At 62.0% G+C, this 16,428-nt stretch carries 12 protein-coding genes; 6 read left to right on the forward strand and 6 right to left on the reverse strand.

What is annotated here, in order from left to right:
* Window positions 1-10 precede the first annotated feature (10 nt).
* Entirely contained in the window at window positions 11-3,460 is a 3,450-nt protein-coding gene (mfd, locus tag GFU70_RS09250) for a transcription-repair coupling factor (protein WP_153387907.1), read from the reverse strand.
* Window positions 3,461-3,628: 168 nt separating this feature from the next.
* Here mfd and GFU70_RS09255 point away from each other — a divergent pair, with 168 nt between their 5' ends.
* A complete protein-coding gene (locus GFU70_RS09255; RefSeq protein WP_058544124.1) occupies window positions 3,629-5,092 on the forward strand; it encodes a glyceraldehyde-3-phosphate dehydrogenase in 1,464 nt (487 codons plus the stop codon).
* A 105-nt stretch (window positions 5,093-5,197) separates the two neighbouring features.
* On the opposite strand, the gene GFU70_RS09260 is transcribed toward GFU70_RS09255, so the two are convergent.
* Window positions 5,198-6,496 (reverse strand): MFS transporter, encoded by a 1,299-nt coding sequence (locus GFU70_RS09260; protein ID WP_058544123.1) that lies wholly within the window; start codon window positions 6,494-6,496, stop codon window positions 5,198-5,200.
* Window positions 6,497-6,782: 286 nt separating this feature from the next.
* On the opposite strand from GFU70_RS09260, the gene GFU70_RS09265 reads away from it, so the two are divergent.
* Both GFU70_RS09265 and sthA read left to right on the forward strand, forming a co-directional pair.
* Window positions 6,783-7,772, forward strand: a complete 990-nt coding sequence (locus tag GFU70_RS09265) for an FAD:protein FMN transferase (protein WP_153387908.1) — start codon at window positions 6,783-6,785, stop codon at window positions 7,770-7,772.
* Window positions 7,773-7,983: 211 nt separating this feature from the next.
* A complete protein-coding gene (gene sthA / locus GFU70_RS09270) occupies window positions 7,984-9,378 on the forward strand; it encodes a Si-specific NAD(P)(+) transhydrogenase (protein WP_058544121.1) in 1,395 nt (464 codons plus the stop codon).
* A gap of 42 nt (window positions 9,379-9,420) precedes the next feature.
* Here sthA and GFU70_RS09275 read toward each other — a convergent pair whose 3' ends face one another.
* Window positions 9,421-10,143, reverse strand: coding sequence for a glycerophosphodiester phosphodiesterase (locus GFU70_RS09275; RefSeq protein ID WP_058544120.1), 723 nt, complete (start codon window positions 10,141-10,143; stop codon window positions 9,421-9,423).
* The gene (locus GFU70_RS09280; protein WP_058544119.1) at window positions 10,140-10,736 is read right to left on the reverse strand and encodes a PilZ domain-containing protein; all 597 of its coding nucleotides are present in this window, start codon (window positions 10,734-10,736) and stop codon (window positions 10,140-10,142) included. The genes GFU70_RS09275 and GFU70_RS09280 overlap by 4 nt, the downstream gene beginning before the upstream one ends.
* Before the next feature lie 94 nt (window positions 10,737-10,830).
* On the opposite strand from GFU70_RS09280, the gene GFU70_RS09285 reads away from it, so the two are divergent.
* The 3 genes from GFU70_RS09285 (at window position 10,831) to GFU70_RS09295 (ending at window position 14,080) form a co-directional block, all read left to right on the forward strand.
* A complete protein-coding gene (locus GFU70_RS09285; protein ID WP_003199675.1) occupies window positions 10,831-12,081 on the forward strand; it encodes a lipoprotein-releasing ABC transporter permease subunit in 1,251 nt (416 codons plus the stop codon).
* Entirely contained in the window at window positions 12,074-12,772 is a 699-nt protein-coding gene (gene lolD / locus GFU70_RS09290) for a lipoprotein-releasing ABC transporter ATP-binding protein LolD (protein ID WP_058544118.1), read from the forward strand. Before GFU70_RS09285 ends, lolD begins: the two co-directional genes overlap by 8 nt.
* A gap of 63 nt (window positions 12,773-12,835) precedes the next feature.
* Window positions 12,836-14,080 carry a lipoprotein-releasing ABC transporter permease subunit gene (locus GFU70_RS09295; protein WP_058544117.1) on the forward strand — a complete coding sequence of 415 codons (1,245 nt, stop codon included), beginning with the start codon at window positions 12,836-12,838 and terminating at the stop codon, window positions 14,078-14,080.
* Window positions 14,081-14,273: 193 nt separating this feature from the next.
* Here the strand turns inward: GFU70_RS09295 and GFU70_RS09300 are convergent, their stop codons facing one another.
* Window positions 14,274-15,626 (reverse strand): heavy metal sensor histidine kinase, encoded by a 1,353-nt coding sequence (locus tag GFU70_RS09300; RefSeq protein ID WP_153387909.1) that lies wholly within the window; start codon window positions 15,624-15,626, stop codon window positions 14,274-14,276.
* Window positions 15,623-16,303: a heavy metal response regulator transcription factor gene (locus GFU70_RS09305; RefSeq protein ID WP_153387910.1), complete on the reverse strand. Its 681-nt coding sequence runs from the start codon at window positions 16,301-16,303 to the stop codon at window positions 15,623-15,625. The genes GFU70_RS09300 and GFU70_RS09305 overlap by 4 nt, the downstream gene beginning before the upstream one ends.
* Between the last annotated feature and the right edge of the window lie 125 nt (window positions 16,304-16,428).

Raw genomic sequence — 16,428 nt, forward strand, 5'->3', positions numbered from 1 at the left:
TTGGCGTCCTTCAAGCAGTGGTCGTAGTGAGGCGCTCGAACAGCGCCTCTACGGTATTGAAGCGCTCTTCCGCGCGTTCCATGGGCACCATGAATTTGAACATCGTGGCCCCTTCGAACTTGTAGCGTTTGGGCTGGCCCTGGATCAACTTGATCAGCACCAGTGGATCGACCGGGGTCTGGGCCTCGAACTCGATCCGGCCGCCGTTGGGGCCGCCGTCGACTTTCTTGATGCCCAGTTGTTCGGCCTTGAGCTTGAGCAGCGTCGTGCGCACCAGGTTCTTGGTCGGTTCCGGCAGCAGGCCGAAGCGGTCGATCATCTCCACTTGCAGGTCCTTGAGGCCTTCCTCGTCGCTGGCCGAGGCGATGCGTTTGTAGAGGATCAGCCGTGCGTGGACGTCCGGCAGGTAGTCTTCCGGGATCAGTGCCGGCACCCGCAGGTTGATTTCCGGCCCGCCGCCCAGGGGTTGATCGAGGTTCGGCTGTTCGCCCTTGCGGATCGACTTGACCGCGCGTTCGAGCATTTCCATGTACAGGGTGAAACCAACGGCCTGGATCTGGCCGCTCTGGCCGTCGCCGAGCAATTCGCCGGCCCCGCGGATTTCCAGGTCGTTGGTGGCCAGTACGAAGCCGGCGCCCAGATCCTGGGTATTGGCGATGGCTTCCAGGCGTTTTTCCGCATCCGGGGTGATCTGCTGGCGCGGTGGCGTCAACAGGTAGGCGTAGGCCTGGTGGTGGCTACGACCAACCCGGCCGCGCAACTGGTGCAACTGGGCCAGGCCGAACTTGTCGGCGCGTTCGATGATGATGGTGTTGGCGCTCGGCACGTCGATGCCGGTCTCGATGATGGTCGAGGCGATCAGCACGTTGAAGCGCTTGTGGTAGAAGTCGCTCATCACCTGTTCGAGTTCGCGTTCGCGCATCTGCCCGTGGCCGATGCCGATACGCGCTTCCGGCACCAGCTCGGCCAGGTCGGCGGCGCATTTCTCGATGGTCTTCACGTCATTGTGCAGGTAATAGACCTGGCCGCCACGCAGCAGCTCGCGCAGCAAGGCTTCCTTGATCGTACTTTTGTTCTGTTCCATGACGAAGGTGCGCACCGACAGGCGACGGGCCGGCGGCGTGGCGATGATCGACAGGTCGCGCATGCCCGACACCGCCATGTTCAGCGTGCGCGGAATCGGCGTGGCGGTCAGGGTCAGTATGTCGACTTCGCTGCGCAGGGCCTTGAGCTGTTCTTTCTGGCGCACGCCAAAGCGGTGCTCTTCGTCGATGATCACCAGCCCCAGGCTCTTGAACTTCACGTCGTCCTGCAGCAGCTTGTGCGTGCCGATGACGATGTCGATCTTGCCCTCGGCCAGGTCGGCCACGGCGGCGTTCACTTCCTTGGTGGATTTGAAACGGCTCATCACTTCCACGGTCACCGGCCAGTCGGCAAAGCGGTCGCGGAAACTGTTGTAGTGCTGCTGGGCGAGCAGGGTGGTCGGCACGAGGATCGCCACCTGCTTGCCGCCGTGCACGGCAATGAACGCGGCGCGCATCGCCACTTCGGTCTTGCCGAAGCCCACGTCGCCACACACCAGCCGGTCCATCGGCTTGGGTGCGAGCATGTCGGCGCGCACGGCTTCGATGGTGGTCTGCTGGTCGACGGTTTCTTCGAACGGGAAACCGGCGCTGAAGGTTTCGTAGTCGGCTTTCGGATCGGCGAAGGCATAGCCCTCGCGGGCCGCACGACGGGCGTAGATGTCCAGCAGCTCGGCGGCCACGTCGCGCACCTGTTCGGCCGCCTTGCGCTTGGCTTTCTGCCAGGTTTCCGAACCCAGGCGATGCAGCGGGGCCAGGGCGTCGTCGCTGCCGGTGTAGCGGGCGATCAGGTGCAGGTTCGCCACCGGTACATAGAGCTTGGCACCCTCGGCGTATTCGAGGGTCAGGAACTCGGCGGCCTGGTTGTCGATTTCCAGTGTCGCCAGGCCCAGGTAGCGGCCCACGCCGTGGTCGATGTGCACCACGGGCGCGCCTTCGCGCAGTTCGGTGAGGTTCTTGATGACCGCGTCGTTGGCGGCGTCGGCGCGTTTCTCGCGACGACGGCGCTGCATGACGCGCTGGCCGAACAAAGGACTTTCGGCCACCAGTGCCAGGGCCGGGTCATCCAGGACCAGCCCGTCGTTCAGTGGCGCGATGGTAATCGCCAGGCGATCCTTGCCGGCGACGAAGTCCGGCCAGCTGTCCACCGTCTTCGGTCGCAGCTTCAGGCGCTCAAGCAGCTCCAACAGCACTTCGCGACGACCTGCGGATTCAGCGGTGAACAGCACGCGGCCGGGGAATGCATCGAGAAAGCCTGCCAGCGCCGCCAGGGGCTGCGTGGCCTTGGCTTCGATGGCCAGGTCCGGCAACGCCTTGGCCGGGAAACGTTCACGGCCGACGCCGGTTTCCACGTCTTGCTGGCTGGCCACCACTCGTGGCCAGCCCTTGAGGCGGGCAAAGCAGTCTTCCACCGGCAGGAACAGTTCGGCCGGAGGTAATAAAGGACGGGAAGGATCGACGCGACGCTCTTCGTAGCGGTTGCGCACGTCGTTCCAGAAGTTTTCCGCCGCCTGCTCAATGCCCGGCAGGGAAAACACCTGGGTGTCCTGGGGCAGGTAGTCGAACAGGGTGGAGGTTTCTTCGAAAAACAGCGGCAGGTAGTACTCGATGCCGGCGGGGGTGATCCCGCTGCTCAGGTCCTGGAAGATCGGGCAGCGCCGGAAATCCACATCGAAGCGCTCGCGAAAGCGGGCCTTGAAGCGGGTCACGGCGTCTTTCTGCAGCGGGAACTCCTTGGCCGGCAACAGGCGGATCGACTGCACTTTGTCGATGGAGCGCTGGTTTTCCGGGTCGAAGGTGCGCAGGGTTTCGATTTCGTCATCGAACAGGTCGATGCGATACGGCAGTTTGCTGCCCATCGGGAACAGGTCGATCAATGCGCCGCGTACCGCGAACTCGCCGTGTTCGTAAACGGTGTCGACACAGCGATAGCCGCTGGCCTCAAGGCGGGTGCGCATTTGCTCGACATCGAGCTTCTGGCCGATGTCCAGCACCAGGCTGCTGCCAAGCAGGAATTGGGTCGGTGCCAGGCGATGTAGGGCCGTGGTGATCGGCACTACCAAAACGCCATGACTGAGCTCCGGTAGCCGATAAAGGCTGGCGATTCGCTGGGAAATGATGTCCTGGTGCGGCGAAAACAGATCGTAGGGCAGGGTTTCCCAGTCCGGAAAATGCAAGACCGGCAAATCCGGAGCGAAGAAACTCAGCTCCTGTTCCAGCCGCTCGGCGCTTTGGCTGTCGGCGGTCAGCAGCAGGGTGAAGCGCTTTGCAGCGCTGGCAGCCTCGGCGATGGCCAGGCTCAGGGCGGCACCGGGCAGGTTGCCCCAGTGCTGTTTACCTGCCGCGGCAGGGAGAAGCGGAAGACGCAGAACGGGCACGGAAGGTTGAGCTCCAGCGTTGCGACAAAGTCGACAATTGTAGCGGGGGAAGGGGGCTGCTGTCAGTTGCAGACTACCCAGGCCGACAGGAAAACCACGGTGCGACAGGCGCGCATTGCTCCGCCGAGGACTCGGCGGCATAATGTAGCCCCTTTTTTCAGCCCCTACATGTGGAAGGTTACCGTGACTCAGAAGCCCGACCAGTGTCTTGGTGAATGGATTGATCGTGAAGCTCTCGCAGAAGCGATGATCCCTCTCATCGGTCAGCTCTACCGCAATAACAACGTGGTGAGCTCGATCTATGGCCGCAGCCTGATCAACCAGTCTGTCATCGCGATCCTCAAAGCCCACCGCTTTGCTCGCCACCGTTCTTCCGACGACAGCGAACTCTCCGTCCACGAAACATTCCCCCTGCTCAAAGCCATGAGCGAGCTCAAGCTCGGCGCGGCTTCGGTGGACCTGGGCAAACTGGCATTCAAATTCCGCAACGAAGGCAATGGCCGTAGCGCCGAGCAGTTCGTCCGTGAAGAGATGGCTGATGTGGTTGGCCAACAGAACGCTTCGCCTCGCAAAGGCACTGACGTGGTCCTGTACGGCTTCGGTCGTATCGGCCGTCTGCTGGCGCGCATCCTGATCGAAAAAACCGGTGGCGGCGATGGCCTGCGCCTGCGTGCCATCGTGGTGCGCAAGGGCGCCGAGAACGATCTGACCAAGCGCGCCAGCCTGCTGCGTCGTGATTCGGTCCATGGTTCGTTCAATGGCACCATCATCATCGATGAAGAAAACAACACCATTCTCGCCAACGGCAACCTGATCCAGGTGATCTACGCGAAGAACCCGACCGAGGTGGACTACACCCAGTACGGCATCAAGGACGCGCTGCTGGTGGACAACACCGGCGTATGGCGTGATGCCGAGGGCCTGGGCCAGCACCTGGCCTGCCCGGGCATCGACCGCGTCGTGCTGACTGCGCCTGGCAAGGGCAAGCTGAAGAACATCGTTCACGGCATCAACCACGGCGAAATCACCGCTGACGACAAGATCATCTCCGCCGCTTCTTGCACCACCAACGCCATCGTGCCGGTGCTCAAGGCCGTGAACGACAAGTTCGGCATCATCAACGGTCACGTCGAAACCGTTCACTCGTACACCAACGACCAGAACCTGATCGACAACTTCCACAAGGGCGACCGCCGTGGCCGTAGCGCCGCGCTGAACATGGTCATCACCGAGACCGGTGCTGCCACCGCCGCTGCCAAGGCCCTGCCTGAGCTGGCTGGCAAGCTGACCGGCAACGCGATCCGTGTGCCGACGCCAAACGTGTCGATGGCCATCCTCAACCTGAACCTTGAGAAAGCCGCCACTCGCGAAGAGATGAACGAGTACCTGCGCTACATGGCGCTGCATTCCGACCTGCACAAGCAGATCGACTTCGTTAATTCGCAGGAAGTGGTGTCCACCGACTTCGTGGGCTCGCGCCACGCCGGTGTAGTGGATGCTGAAGCAACCATCTGCCAAGACAACCGCGTTGTTCTGTACGTCTGGTACGACAACGAGTTCGGTTACAGCTGCCAGGTGGTTCGCGTGATGGAAGACATGGCCGGTGTAAACCCGCCTGCATTCCCGCGCTAAGCCTTAGCTGCTTATGAAAACGCCCCGACTTGTCGGGGCGTTTTTGTATCTGGAGTTTGTGCTGCCTGGGCTTGCTCCGGGCGGCGATCCGACGAAGGCAATCTATCAGGCGCCGCTCACCATCGAAGCTTGCGCGGTCCGCAGTTCATGACGATTACCCTTGAACAACACCAAGGTAGCAATCAACCCCAATATGGCCGCGCCACTGAGCCAGATCCCCGGCGCGGCCTTGTTATCCAATACATGAATCAGATAGGTACAAGCCGCCGGGGTAAACCCGCCGAACGTCGCTGTCGCCAGGCTGTAGGCCAGGGAGAAACCGGTGGTGCGCACCTCGATCGGCATGATTTCCGTCAAGGCCACGACCATTGCACCGTTGTACGATCCATACAGGAACGACAACCACAGCTCGACGATCAGCAAATGGCTGAAGCTGGGATTCGCCACCAACCAGGACAGCGCTGGATAGGCGGTGAGGATCGCCAGGACAGTCGCACCGAGCAGCAGGGGTTTGCGTCCGATCTTGTCGGAAAACGCCCCCATCACGGGCAGCCAGAAGAAATTCGACAAACCGATGCACACCGTGACCAGCAGCGCATCGAGGTCTGAGAGGTTCAGCTCGGCCTTGCCGAAGGTTGGTGTGTAAGCGGTGATCAGGTAGAACGACACGGTGGTCATCACCACCAGCGCCATACCGGCCAAGACAATGCCGAAGTTCTGACCGATGGAGCGGACAATGTCCGACAGGCTGGGACGATGTTTCCTTGCTTGGAACTCGGGTGTTTCCTCCAATGAGCGACGGATCACGAATATCGCCGGCACAATCATGCACCCCACCAGGAACGGTACGCGCCAGCCCCAGTCGCCCATTTCCTGGGGGCTCAGCCAGTGATTGAGGCCCACCCCCAGCAGGCCGGCAAACACCACGGCAGCCTGTTGGCTGGCGGATTGCCAACTGACAAAGAAACCCTTGCGCCCCGGTGTGGAGATTTCCGCCAGGTAAACCGACACGCCGCCCAGTTCCACGCCCGCGGAGAAGCCTTGCAGCAAACGACCGAGCAGCACCAGCAAGGGAGCCGCCACGCCCAGGACGGCGTAGCCCGGCACGCAGGCGATCAGTATCGTGCCCATGGCCATCATCGCCAGCGTGATGATCAAGCCTTGGCGACGACCGTGGCGGTCGATGTAGGCACCGAGAAAAATCGCCCCGAGGGGACGCATCAGGAACCCGGCACCAAACGTGGCCAGGGACAGCATCAGCGAGGCGAAAGCGCTGTCGGCAGGAAAGAACGTCTTGGCGATGGCCGTGGCGTAGAAGCCATAGACCATGAAGTCGAACATCTCCAGGAAGTTGCCGCTGACAACGCGAAAAATCGCCTTGCCGTTGCTCGTTTGGGAAGACATGGGTAGCTACTCGTTCTGGTAAATCTTGTATGAAGGTGCTGCACCCCTGTGGGAGGCTTGCAGGAACCTTGGAACCTTGGAACCTGTGGGAGCAAAGCTTGCTCGCGATGAACGATGACTCGGTCTTGCAGTTGAACCGTATCGCCTGGATCGCGAGCAAGCTTTGCTCCCACAGGGCTCCATTGGCTGGCTCCCACAGGGTTTTTTGCGTGCGCTGGCGTTCATAATGGCGGGCGCGGTTTTGAGGGGGGATGAAGATTTGTTAACTGGACGATGGATTGGGCTTATGGTGCTGGCCGGTGTGTTGTCGGGTTGCGGCAACGGCGACACCCTGGAGCGCTTCGACGGCCCGACCATGGGCAGCCACTATTCGATTCAATACGTCAGACATTCCGCCGGCCCCGCTGCGAAAACGGTGCAGACCGAGGTGGAAATCATCCTCGCCGAAGTGGATCGGCAACTCTCGACCTATCGCAGCGACTCGGACATCGAGCGTTTCAATGCGCTACCGGCCAACAGCTGTCAGGTCATGCCTGGCCCGGTCCTGGAGTTGGTCCGCGTAGGTGAGCGGTTGTCGGTTCAAAGCGACGGCTCGTTTGACCTGACCGTGGAGCCGCTGCTGAACCTGTGGGGCTTCGGGCCCCAGTCCCGAGAAGAGAAAGTGCCGACTGCAGAAGATTTGGCCCTGATGCGGCAACGCGTCGGTCATGGTCATTTGCGCATCGAGGGCGAGCGGTTGTGCAAGGACGCCGCGGTGGAAGTCGACTTCAACAGCGTCGCCGCCGGTTATGCCGTCGACCGCATCGCCACCAGGCTACAAGCCCTGGGCATCGACAGTTACCTGGCCGAAGCTACCGGTGAACTCAAGGCTGCGGGGCGCAAGCCAGATGGTTCGGCCTGGCGTATCGCCTTGGAAGAGCCCCGGGACGACCGGCAAGTGGCCGAGCGTGTCATCGAGGTCAACGGCTACGGGGTTTCCACCTCGGGCGACTACCGTAAATATTTCGAACAGGGCGGCAGGCGTTATTCCCACACGTTTGACGCCCGCACCGGCACGCCGGTCCTACATAACCTGGCGTCAGTCACGGTGATTCATCCTTCGGCGTTGATGGCCGATGGACTATCGACGCTGTTGCTGATTCTGGGGCCTGAACGGGGTTGGGACTATGCCCAGAAACATGACGTCGGGGTATTTTTCGTGTTGCGGGAGGGGGAGCGGTTCGTCGTTCGCACCAATGAAGCATTTGAACGGATGACTGGCGGAAAAACCCAATGATGACAGCGCTGTGAAAGCATACCTGTGGCGAAATAGCACAGGCAAAACTAGCCTACGACGCGACCAAGGGGTAATGTGCGCGGCGTTGACGCTTCTATAGACTGTGGCCGGGCTCGTGAACCGGCCCCAAATTGTTCCTTCATGCCGCAGGCCGGCATGATTTAGCCGTCGGTGCCAAGTGAGGCGCCACGGCCTGTTCTGAGGAGTACGCATGGCTGTCTACAACTACGACGTGGTGGTACTGGGCTCTGGCCCAGCGGGGGAAGGCGCGGCAATGAACGCGGCCAAGGCAGGGCGCAAGGTGGCGATGGTCGACAGCCGTCGGCAGGTCGGCGGCAACTGCACCCACTTGGGTACCATCCCGTCCAAGGCCTTGCGTCACTCCGTCCGGCAGATCATGCAGTTCAACACCAACCCGATGTTCCGGGCCATCGGCGAGCCGCGCTGGTTCTCCTTCCCGGACGTGCTCAAGAGCGCCGAGAAGGTGATCTCCAAGCAGGTGGCCTCGCGCACCGGCTACTACGCCCGTAATCGCGTTGATGTGTTCTTCGGCACCGGCAGCTTTGCCGACGAGCAGACGGTCGAAGTGGTCTGCGGCAATGGCGTGGTCGAGAAGCTGGTGGCCAAGCACATCATCATCGCCACCGGTTCGCGCCCGTATCGTCCAGCCGATATCGATTTCAACCATGCACGTATCTACGACAGCGACACCATCCTGAGCCTGGGTCACACCCCGCGTAAGCTCATCGTCTATGGCGCCGGCGTGATCGGTTGCGAATACGCCTCGATCTTCAGCGGCCTGGGTGTGCTGGTGGAACTGGTGGATAACCGTGGCCAGTTGCTGAGCTTCCTGGATTCGGAAATCTCCCAGGCCCTGAGCTATCACTTCAGCAACAACAACATCACCGTGCGCCACAACGAAGACTACGACCGCGTCGAAGGCGTCGACAATGGCGTGATCCTGCACCTCAAGTCCGGCAAGAAGATCAAGGCCGACGCCTTGCTCTGGTGCAACGGCCGTACCGGCAACACCGACACCCTGGGCCTGGAAAACATCGGCGTGAAGGTCAACAGCCGCGGTCAGATCGAAGTCGACGAGAACTACCGTACTTGCGTGACGAACATCTACGGCGCCGGTGATGTGATCGGCTGGCCGAGCCTGGCCAGTGCCGCCCACGACCAGGGCCGTTCGGCCGCCGGCAGCATTGTCGACAACGGCAGCTGGCGCTTCGTCAACGACGTGCCGACCGGCATCTACACCATTCCGGAGATCAGCTCGATCGGCAAGAACGAGCAGGAGCTGACCCAGGCCAAGGTGCCGTACGAAGTGGGCAAGGCCTTCTTCAAGGGCATGGCGCGGGCGCAGATCGCCGGCGAGCCGCAAGGCATGCTGAAGATCCTGTTCCACCGCGAGACCCTGGAAGTGCTGGGCGTGCACTGCTTTGGCTACCAGGCGTCGGAGATCGTGCACATCGGCCAGGCGATCATGAACCAGCCGGGCGAACTGAATACGTTGAAGTACTTCGTCAACACCACGTTCAACTACCCGACCATGGCAGAAGCCTATCGGGTAGCGGCCTATGACGGGCTCAACCGGCTTTTTTGAGCGGCTCCGGCCGGTGGCCTGAGCCGGCCGGGGAGACCGATTTCAGCCATTCTCGAGCGTGGCGGTGGCCAAACCGGGAAAGTCTGTAATCAGGCTGTCAGCGCCAAAGTCGGCGAGCCTGCGCATCAGCGCGGGCTCGTTGACGGTCCACACCGACACATGCAGCCCCTGTCGCTGCGCCTTGATCAGGCGTTCCGGCGTGCACAGGGTCCAGTTCAGCGCCAGAATCTCGCAGCCGTAACTCTGGGCGACCTTCAACGGATCGAGCCAGGCGTATTCGGCCACCAGCCCGCGGGAGATATCCGGGGTCAGGTCCAGGGCGGCCTTGAGCACTTCCCGGGAACTGGACGTGATGGTGATCTTGTCCAGTAGCCCGAAACGCTGGGCCATTTCGCGGATGCCCAGCACCGTGGCGGCGGCGCGGGTGCGCGAGGCGCTCTTGACTTCCAGTTGCCAGTGCTCGAAATCACACTTCTCGAACAGCTCCTCCAAGCGTGGGATCGGGCACGGCTTGATCCAGCCCGGGCCACCCTTGCGCGCATCGTAGGTCACCAACTCGGCGGCGGAATGCTCCACCACCTTGCCGCGCCGGTCCGTGGTGCGCTTGAGGGTCGGGTCGTGGATCACCATCAACTCGCCGTCCATGGACAGGTGCAAGTCCAGCTCGCAACGGCGTACGCCGTGCTTGAGGCACTCCTGAAAACCGGTCAGGGTATTTTCCGGCGCTTCGCCCTTGGCGCCGCGGTGGCCATAAATGAGGGTCACGGTTCTTCCTTATCGATACCTGATTCGTTCTGTTCCCGGGCCAGGCGCCGCTCTTGCGCCTGTTTCTGCAGGATGTAGCGGGCCAGCAACTGGCGCTGGGCGTCGGTTGGGCGTTCGAACTCGGTGCCCACGTCGTAGCCGTCGCCCTTGGGGTCGCAGTGGGTGACCCGCGCGCGAAGCAACAGGCCGAGGGCCTGGGGCATCAGCACCAGTTTGATTGACAAGTGGCTGCCGACCGCGATCGGCGTAGGGTGTTGGAAGTCGACGCCGCCTTCGGAAATGATCACCGGCTGCGGTTCGCCGATTTCGCCGAGCACCGTCAGGGCAATGACCTGGCTGAGCAGGTCGATGCGTTTGTTCATTGCCTTGAGATACGCCACGATGCTGCGTTCGCGCTCGCTGATCTGGCGCAGCAGGTGCTGTGACTCGAATTCGCTCAGGTGCAATTCACTGAGCAGATTGAACAATGGAGATGCATCCTGCAACACATCCTGGCCAGCAGCTTCAGGAATGGACAGGGGCCGAATTTCCAGTGCGATCGTGTCCTCGATACGGTAGTATTCGCGGCGATCTTCTTCATCTAATGTCGACATGGCGAACCCATGGTAGCGGCGGTGGTCTGAGTGTAAAGCTGGTTTGTGACCCCCGCCACAAGGACGTTCCTTTTCCCTCCGAACAAGCCCCGACATGTTCAGACCTCTCTTCGTATTTATCGGCACGCGTTATACCCGTGCAAAGCGTCGCAATCATTTCGTATCGTTCATTTCCCTGACGTCCATCATCGGGCTGGCCCTTGGCGTGGTCGTGATGATCGTCGTGCTTTCGGTGATGAACGGCTTCGACCATGAGATGCGCACCCGCGTGTTGGGCATGGTGCCCCACGCGACCCTCGAATCCGGCGAAGCCATCAGCGACTGGCCGAGCCTGGCCGCCAAGGTCAAGCAGAACCCGCAGGTGCTGGCCGTTGCGCCGTTCACCCAGATGCAGGGGCTGCTGACCAACGACGGCAAGGTGTCCAAGGTCTTGCTCAATGGCATCGACCCCGGGCTCGAGCGGCAGGTATCGATCATCGATAACTTCATGCAGCAGGGCAAACTCGACGACCTGGCGCCAGGCAGTTTCGGCATCGTCATCGGCGACAAGGCCGCGGCCAAGCTCGGCGTTGCCATTGGCGACAAGCTGACGTTCGTCGCCCCGGAGGTCACCGTGACCCCGGGCGGCATGTTCCCGCGCATGAAACGCTTCACCGTGGTCGGCATTTTCCATGTCGGCGCCGGCGAGCTGGACGGTTACCTGGGCGTCACCAACCTCCAGGACCTGGCACGCCTGCATCGCTGGAAGCCGGATCAGGTCCAGGGCCTGCGGTTGAAGTTCGATGACCTGTTCCAGGCACCGCGCGTTGCGTGGACCATCGCCCAGCAACTCGGCGAAGATCGTTACTACGCCCGGGACTGGACCCGTACCCACGGCAACCTGTACCAGGCGATCCGCATGGAAAAAGCCATGATCGGCCTGCTGCTGTTGCTGATCGTTGCCGTGGCGGCGTTCAACATCATCTCCACGCTGGTGATGGTGGTGAACGACAAGAAGGGCGACATCGCGATCCTGCGCACCCTCGGCGCCACGCCGGGGCAGATCATGCGCATCTTCATGGTCCAAGGCACGGTCATCGGCGTGATCGGTACGTTCGTCGGCGCCCTGGTCGGGATGTTCGCCGCGCTGAATGTCAGCGCCGCGATTGCCGCCCTCGAAGGCCTGATCGGGCACAAGTTTCTCAACGCCGACGTGTACTTCATCGATTACCTGCCATCGCAATTGCAGGCCGATGACGTGTTGATGGTCTGCGGCGCCGCGTTGGTCCTGAGTTTCCTCGCCACCCTGTATCCTGCCTGGCGTGCCGCGCGCACCCAGCCTGCGGAGGCGTTACGTTATGAGTGAGTCGGGCATGAGTGAACAAGCAATCTTGAGCTGCCGCAACCTGGGCAAATCCTACGAGGAAGGTCCTGAGTCGGTGGTGGTGTTGTCGGGCCTGCAGCTGGAGCTGCATCCTGGTGAGCGCGTGGCGATTGTCGGCACTTCCGGGTCGGGCAAGAGTACCTTGCTCAACCTGCTGGGCGGCCTGGATACGCCGACCGCCGGCAGCGTCTGGCTGGCGGGCGAAGAACTTTCGGCGTTGAACGAGAAGGCCCGTGGCCTGCTGCGCAACCGATCCTTGGGCTTCGTCTACCAGTTCCACCATTTGCTGCCCGAATTCACCGCGCTGGAAAACGTCTGCATGCCGCTGTTGATCGGCCGCACGGCGATTCCAGAGGCCCGACAGCGGGCCACGGCGTTGCTGGAGCGGGTAGGGCTGGGGCATCGCCTGGAGCACAAGCCGGCCGAACTGTCCGGTGGTGAGCGCCAACGCGTAGCGATTGCCCGGGCCCTGGTCAACAAGCCTGGCCTGGTGATGCTCGACGAGCCGACCGGCAACCTCGACGCCCACACGGCCCAGGGCATCCAGGATTTGATGCTGGAGCTCAGCACGTCGATGCGCACCGCGTTCCTGGTGGTGACCCACGACATGAACCTGGCCCGGCAGATGGACCGTGTCCTGCACTTGCAGGAAGGTTGCCTGACGCCCATCTGACCAACCGAAACCCGGTGCTTGAAACAAGTGCCGGGTCTTTTATTTTCATACGGTGCCCCGCGAATGTTCAGACCGTTATCGATCTTTATCGGCACGCGCTATACCCGCGCCAAGCGCCGCAATCGCTTTGTTTCGTTCATCTCCATGACCTCGATGATCGGCCTCGCCCTGGGTGTGCTGGCGATGATCGTGGTGTTGTCGGTGATGAACGGCTTCCAGCGCGAAATGAGCTCGCGCATCCTCGGCATGGTGCCCCACGCCACTATCGTCGGCGTCAATCCGATCGACGATTGGCAGCCGGTGGCCGCCGCGGCGCTGAAAAACCCTGAAGTCACCGCCGCCGTACCTTTCACCGAGATGGAAGGCATGCTCAGCTATAAGGGTTCGATGCAGCCGATCCAGATCAGCGGCGTTGACCCGGCCCAGGAAGGCAAGGTGTCCATCGTCGCCCAGCATATCGTCCAGGGGCGTCTGGATGCCTTGAAACCCGGAGAGTTTGGCGTGGTGATCGGTGAAATCACCGCCCGTCGCTTTCGCCTGAACGTCGGCGACAAAATCACCTTGATCGTGCCGGAAATCAGCAGTGCCCCTGGCGGCATTACCCCACGGATGCAGCGGCTGAACGTGGTAGGTGTGTTCAAGGTGGGTGCCGAGCTGGACGGCTCCATGGCGCTGATCCACCTGGCCGACGCCGCGCAGATGCAGCAGTGGCAGCCCAACCAGGTGCAAAGCGTGCGCCTGGCGGTGAAAGACTTGTACGCGGCGCCGAAGGTCTCCGCTGATATCGCCGCCAGTCTTGGCGCGGCCTACAAAGCCGACGACTGGACCCACACCCAGGGCAGTCTGTTCAGCGCCATGAAAATGGAAAAAACCATGATTGGCTTGCTGTTGCTGATGATCGTCGCGGTGGCGGCGTTCAACATCATCGCCACGCTGATCATGGTGGTGAATGACAAGGGTGCGGACATTGCGATCCTGCGCACCATCGGCGCCACGCCGCGGCAGATCATGGCGATCTTCATGGTCCAAGGCACGGTGATCGGCGTCGTCGGCACGCTGATTGGCGGCGTGCTGGGGGTGATCGCAGCGCTGAACGTCAGTGCGCTGGTGGGCTGGCTGGAACGGGTCAGCGGCCAGCACATTTTCAGTTCCGATGTGTACTTCGTCAGCAACCTGCCCTCGGAGCTGCAGCGCGGTGATGTGCTGCTGATCTGCTCGGCCGGGTTCATCCTGAGCTTCCTCGCCACCGTGTACCCGGCGTGGCGTGCGGCGAAGGTCGAGCCGGCGCAGGCGTTGCGGTATTCCTGAGGTTGTCGCGGACTCTGAATCCCCCTGTGGCGAGGGAGCTTGCTCCCGCTGGGCTCTGTAGGAGCTGGCGAAGCCTGCGATCTTTTGATCTTGATCTTGATCTTTCGCTTGAGACTCAAATGTCTGGGGAAAGATCGCAGCCTCGTTGCACTCGTCAGCTCCTACAGGACTCTCCCCACCGGGGGCGTCGGGCTCAATCCCCCTTCGGCAATTCGATCAGGAATCGCGTCCAACCATCGGCCGACTCACAGCGGATCTGCCCGCCGTGGGCGCGGATGATCGAGCGGGTGATGGCCAGTCCGAGCCCCGCGTGTTCGCTGCTGCCCTCCTGGCGGGCCGGGTCGGCGCGGTAGAAGCGGTCGAACAGTCGCGGCAGCAAATCCGCTGCAATCCCCTCGCCACTGTTCTCCACGCTTATGTTCACCCCTTGAGCCTCATCGATAATGCGCACCCGCACTTCGCCGTCAATCGGGGTGAAGCGCAGCGCATTGTCCAGCAGGTTGGAAAGGGCCCGGCGCAGCATGTTGCGGTCACCCTCGATGCGGCTCTCGCCCTCGCGGCTCAGGCGTACGTTGGCGTCTTCGGCCAGGGGCGCGAAGAAGTCCAGCAGCGCGTCCACTTCTTCGGCCAATTGCAGCGGTTCGCGATTGAGCGCCAGCAGGCCGTGGTCGGCCTTGGCCAGGTACAGCATGTCGTTGACCAGTTGCGCCATCCATTGCAGTTCTTCGAGATTGCTGTGCAGCGCCTCGCGGTAATCCTCCAGCGGGCGTTCGCGGGTGAGCGTGACCTGGGTGTGGGTCAGCAGGTTCGACAGCGGCGTGCGCAATTCATGGGCGATGTCGGCAGAAAACGCTGAGAGCCGCTGAAACGCATCGTCGAGGCGTCCGAGCATGGCGTTGATGCTGTGGGCCAATTCCGCCAGTTCGGCGGGCATTTGCTCTTCGGGCAGTCGAGCGTTGAGGGAGCGGGCCGAGACGCTGCCGGCAATGGCACCCATGCGTCGCAAGGGGCGCAAGGCCCGCCGGGCGGCCCAGGCGCCAAGCAGGGCGGTGGCCAGGGCCGAGAGGCCGACGGTCAGCCAGATCAGGCGCTGCATGCGTTGCAGGAAGTGCTGGTGGTGGGTGATGTCGAGCAACAGGGTCAGCTGCGGCGAATTGGTTCGATCGGGATACAACGGCGCATTCAACACCCGGTAATCGGTGTCGGCATCGCTGAGGGTCGACAGGCCGGGACGCTCCGGCAATTGAGCTGGAATCCGGATCGAGCTGTCGTACCAGCGCACACCATCGCTGCCCTTGATGCGCAGCGCCAGGTCGGCCTGACGGCTCAGTTCATCTTCCAGGCGAGCCTGGGTCTGCTCGGCGTCGAGGTCTTGCAGGGCTCGGCGCAGGCCGATCAGCTTGCCTTCGAGCAGTTGCTGGTCCAACTCGATGAAATGCGCCTCGCTGCCACGGCTGAACAACACCCCGGCGAACAACGACACCACAGCGGTGCAGGCGGCGAACAGCAGCGCCAGGCGACTGCTCAGCGACCACCGGCCCCTCACAGGCTGCGCTCTTCAAGCACATAGCCCATGCCCCGCACGGTGTGGATGAGTTTGCTGGGAAAGTCATCGTCAATCTTGATTCGCAGGCGTCGTATCGCGACTTCGATGACGTTGGTGTCGCTGTCGAAATTCATGTCCCAGACCTGGGACGCGATCAGCGATTTGGGCAGTACTTCGCCTTGGCGGCGCAGGAGCATTTCCAGCAGGGCGAATTCCTTGGCGGTGAGGTCGATGCGCCGACCGCTGCGTTCGACGCGACGGCGGATCAGGTCCAGGCGCAAGTCGGCCAGTTGCAGGCTGGTTTCCTGTTGCGTCGAACTGCCTCGACGCAACAGGCTGCGCACTCGCGCCAGCAGCTCGGAAAAAGCAAAGGGCTTGACCAGGTAGTCATCGGCGCCCAGCTCCAGGCCGTGTACCCGATCCTGTACCGCATCCCGCGCGGTGAGAAACAGCACCGGTGTATCCAGCCCGGCGCCGCGGACCGCTTGCAGGATCTGCCAGCCATCGCGGCCGGGCAACATCACGTCGAGGATCAGCAAAGCGTATTCACCGCTCAAGGCCAGTTGCTGGCCGGTGACGCCATCGGCCACCAGGTCGGCGTTGAACCCGGCTTCACCCAGGCCTTGGCGCAGGTATTGGCCGGTTTTGGTTTGGTCTTCGACGATCAGCAGTTTCATGGGCAGCTCAAGGCATGGTTTGAACGTGGGCGTTATACCGCGACGGCCGTGGCCGTGGCACAACCTGACAGAGTTGTAATGCAGTTGTCAGTCAATTGGCAGCCGCACCCATCTAGAGTCCTGGG

The sequence above is a fragment of the Pseudomonas brassicacearum genome (genome assembly GCF_009601685.2).
GTDB classification, from domain to species: domain Bacteria; phylum Pseudomonadota; class Gammaproteobacteria; order Pseudomonadales; family Pseudomonadaceae; genus Aquipseudomonas; species Aquipseudomonas kilonensis_B.

What these genes read in the sequence shown, in the direction of transcription:
- GFU70_RS09255 (WP_058544124.1), top strand. Translation starts at nt 3,629, where the DNA reads ATGTGGAAGGTTACCGTGACTCAGAAGCCCGACCAGTGTCTTGGTGAA.
- GFU70_RS09260 (WP_058544123.1), bottom strand. Translation starts at nt 6,496, where the DNA reads ATGTCTTCCCAAACGAGCAACGGCAAGGCGATTTTTCGCGTTGTCAGC.
- GFU70_RS09265 (WP_153387908.1), top strand. Translation starts at nt 6,783, where the DNA reads ATGGTGCTGGCCGGTGTGTTGTCGGGTTGCGGCAACGGCGACACCCTG.
- sthA (WP_058544121.1), top strand. Translation starts at nt 7,984, where the DNA reads ATGGCTGTCTACAACTACGACGTGGTGGTACTGGGCTCTGGCCCAGCG.
- GFU70_RS09280 (WP_058544119.1), bottom strand. Translation starts at nt 10,736, where the DNA reads ATGTCGACATTAGATGAAGAAGATCGCCGCGAATACTACCGTATCGAG.
- GFU70_RS09285 (WP_003199675.1), top strand. Translation starts at nt 10,831, where the DNA reads ATGTTCAGACCTCTCTTCGTATTTATCGGCACGCGTTATACCCGTGCA.
- lolD (WP_058544118.1), top strand. Translation starts at nt 12,074, where the DNA reads ATGAGTGAGTCGGGCATGAGTGAACAAGCAATCTTGAGCTGCCGCAAC.
- GFU70_RS09295 (WP_058544117.1), top strand. Translation starts at nt 12,836, where the DNA reads ATGTTCAGACCGTTATCGATCTTTATCGGCACGCGCTATACCCGCGCC.
- GFU70_RS09305 (WP_153387910.1), bottom strand. Translation starts at nt 16,303, where the DNA reads ATGAAACTGCTGATCGTCGAAGACCAAACCAAAACCGGCCAATACCTG.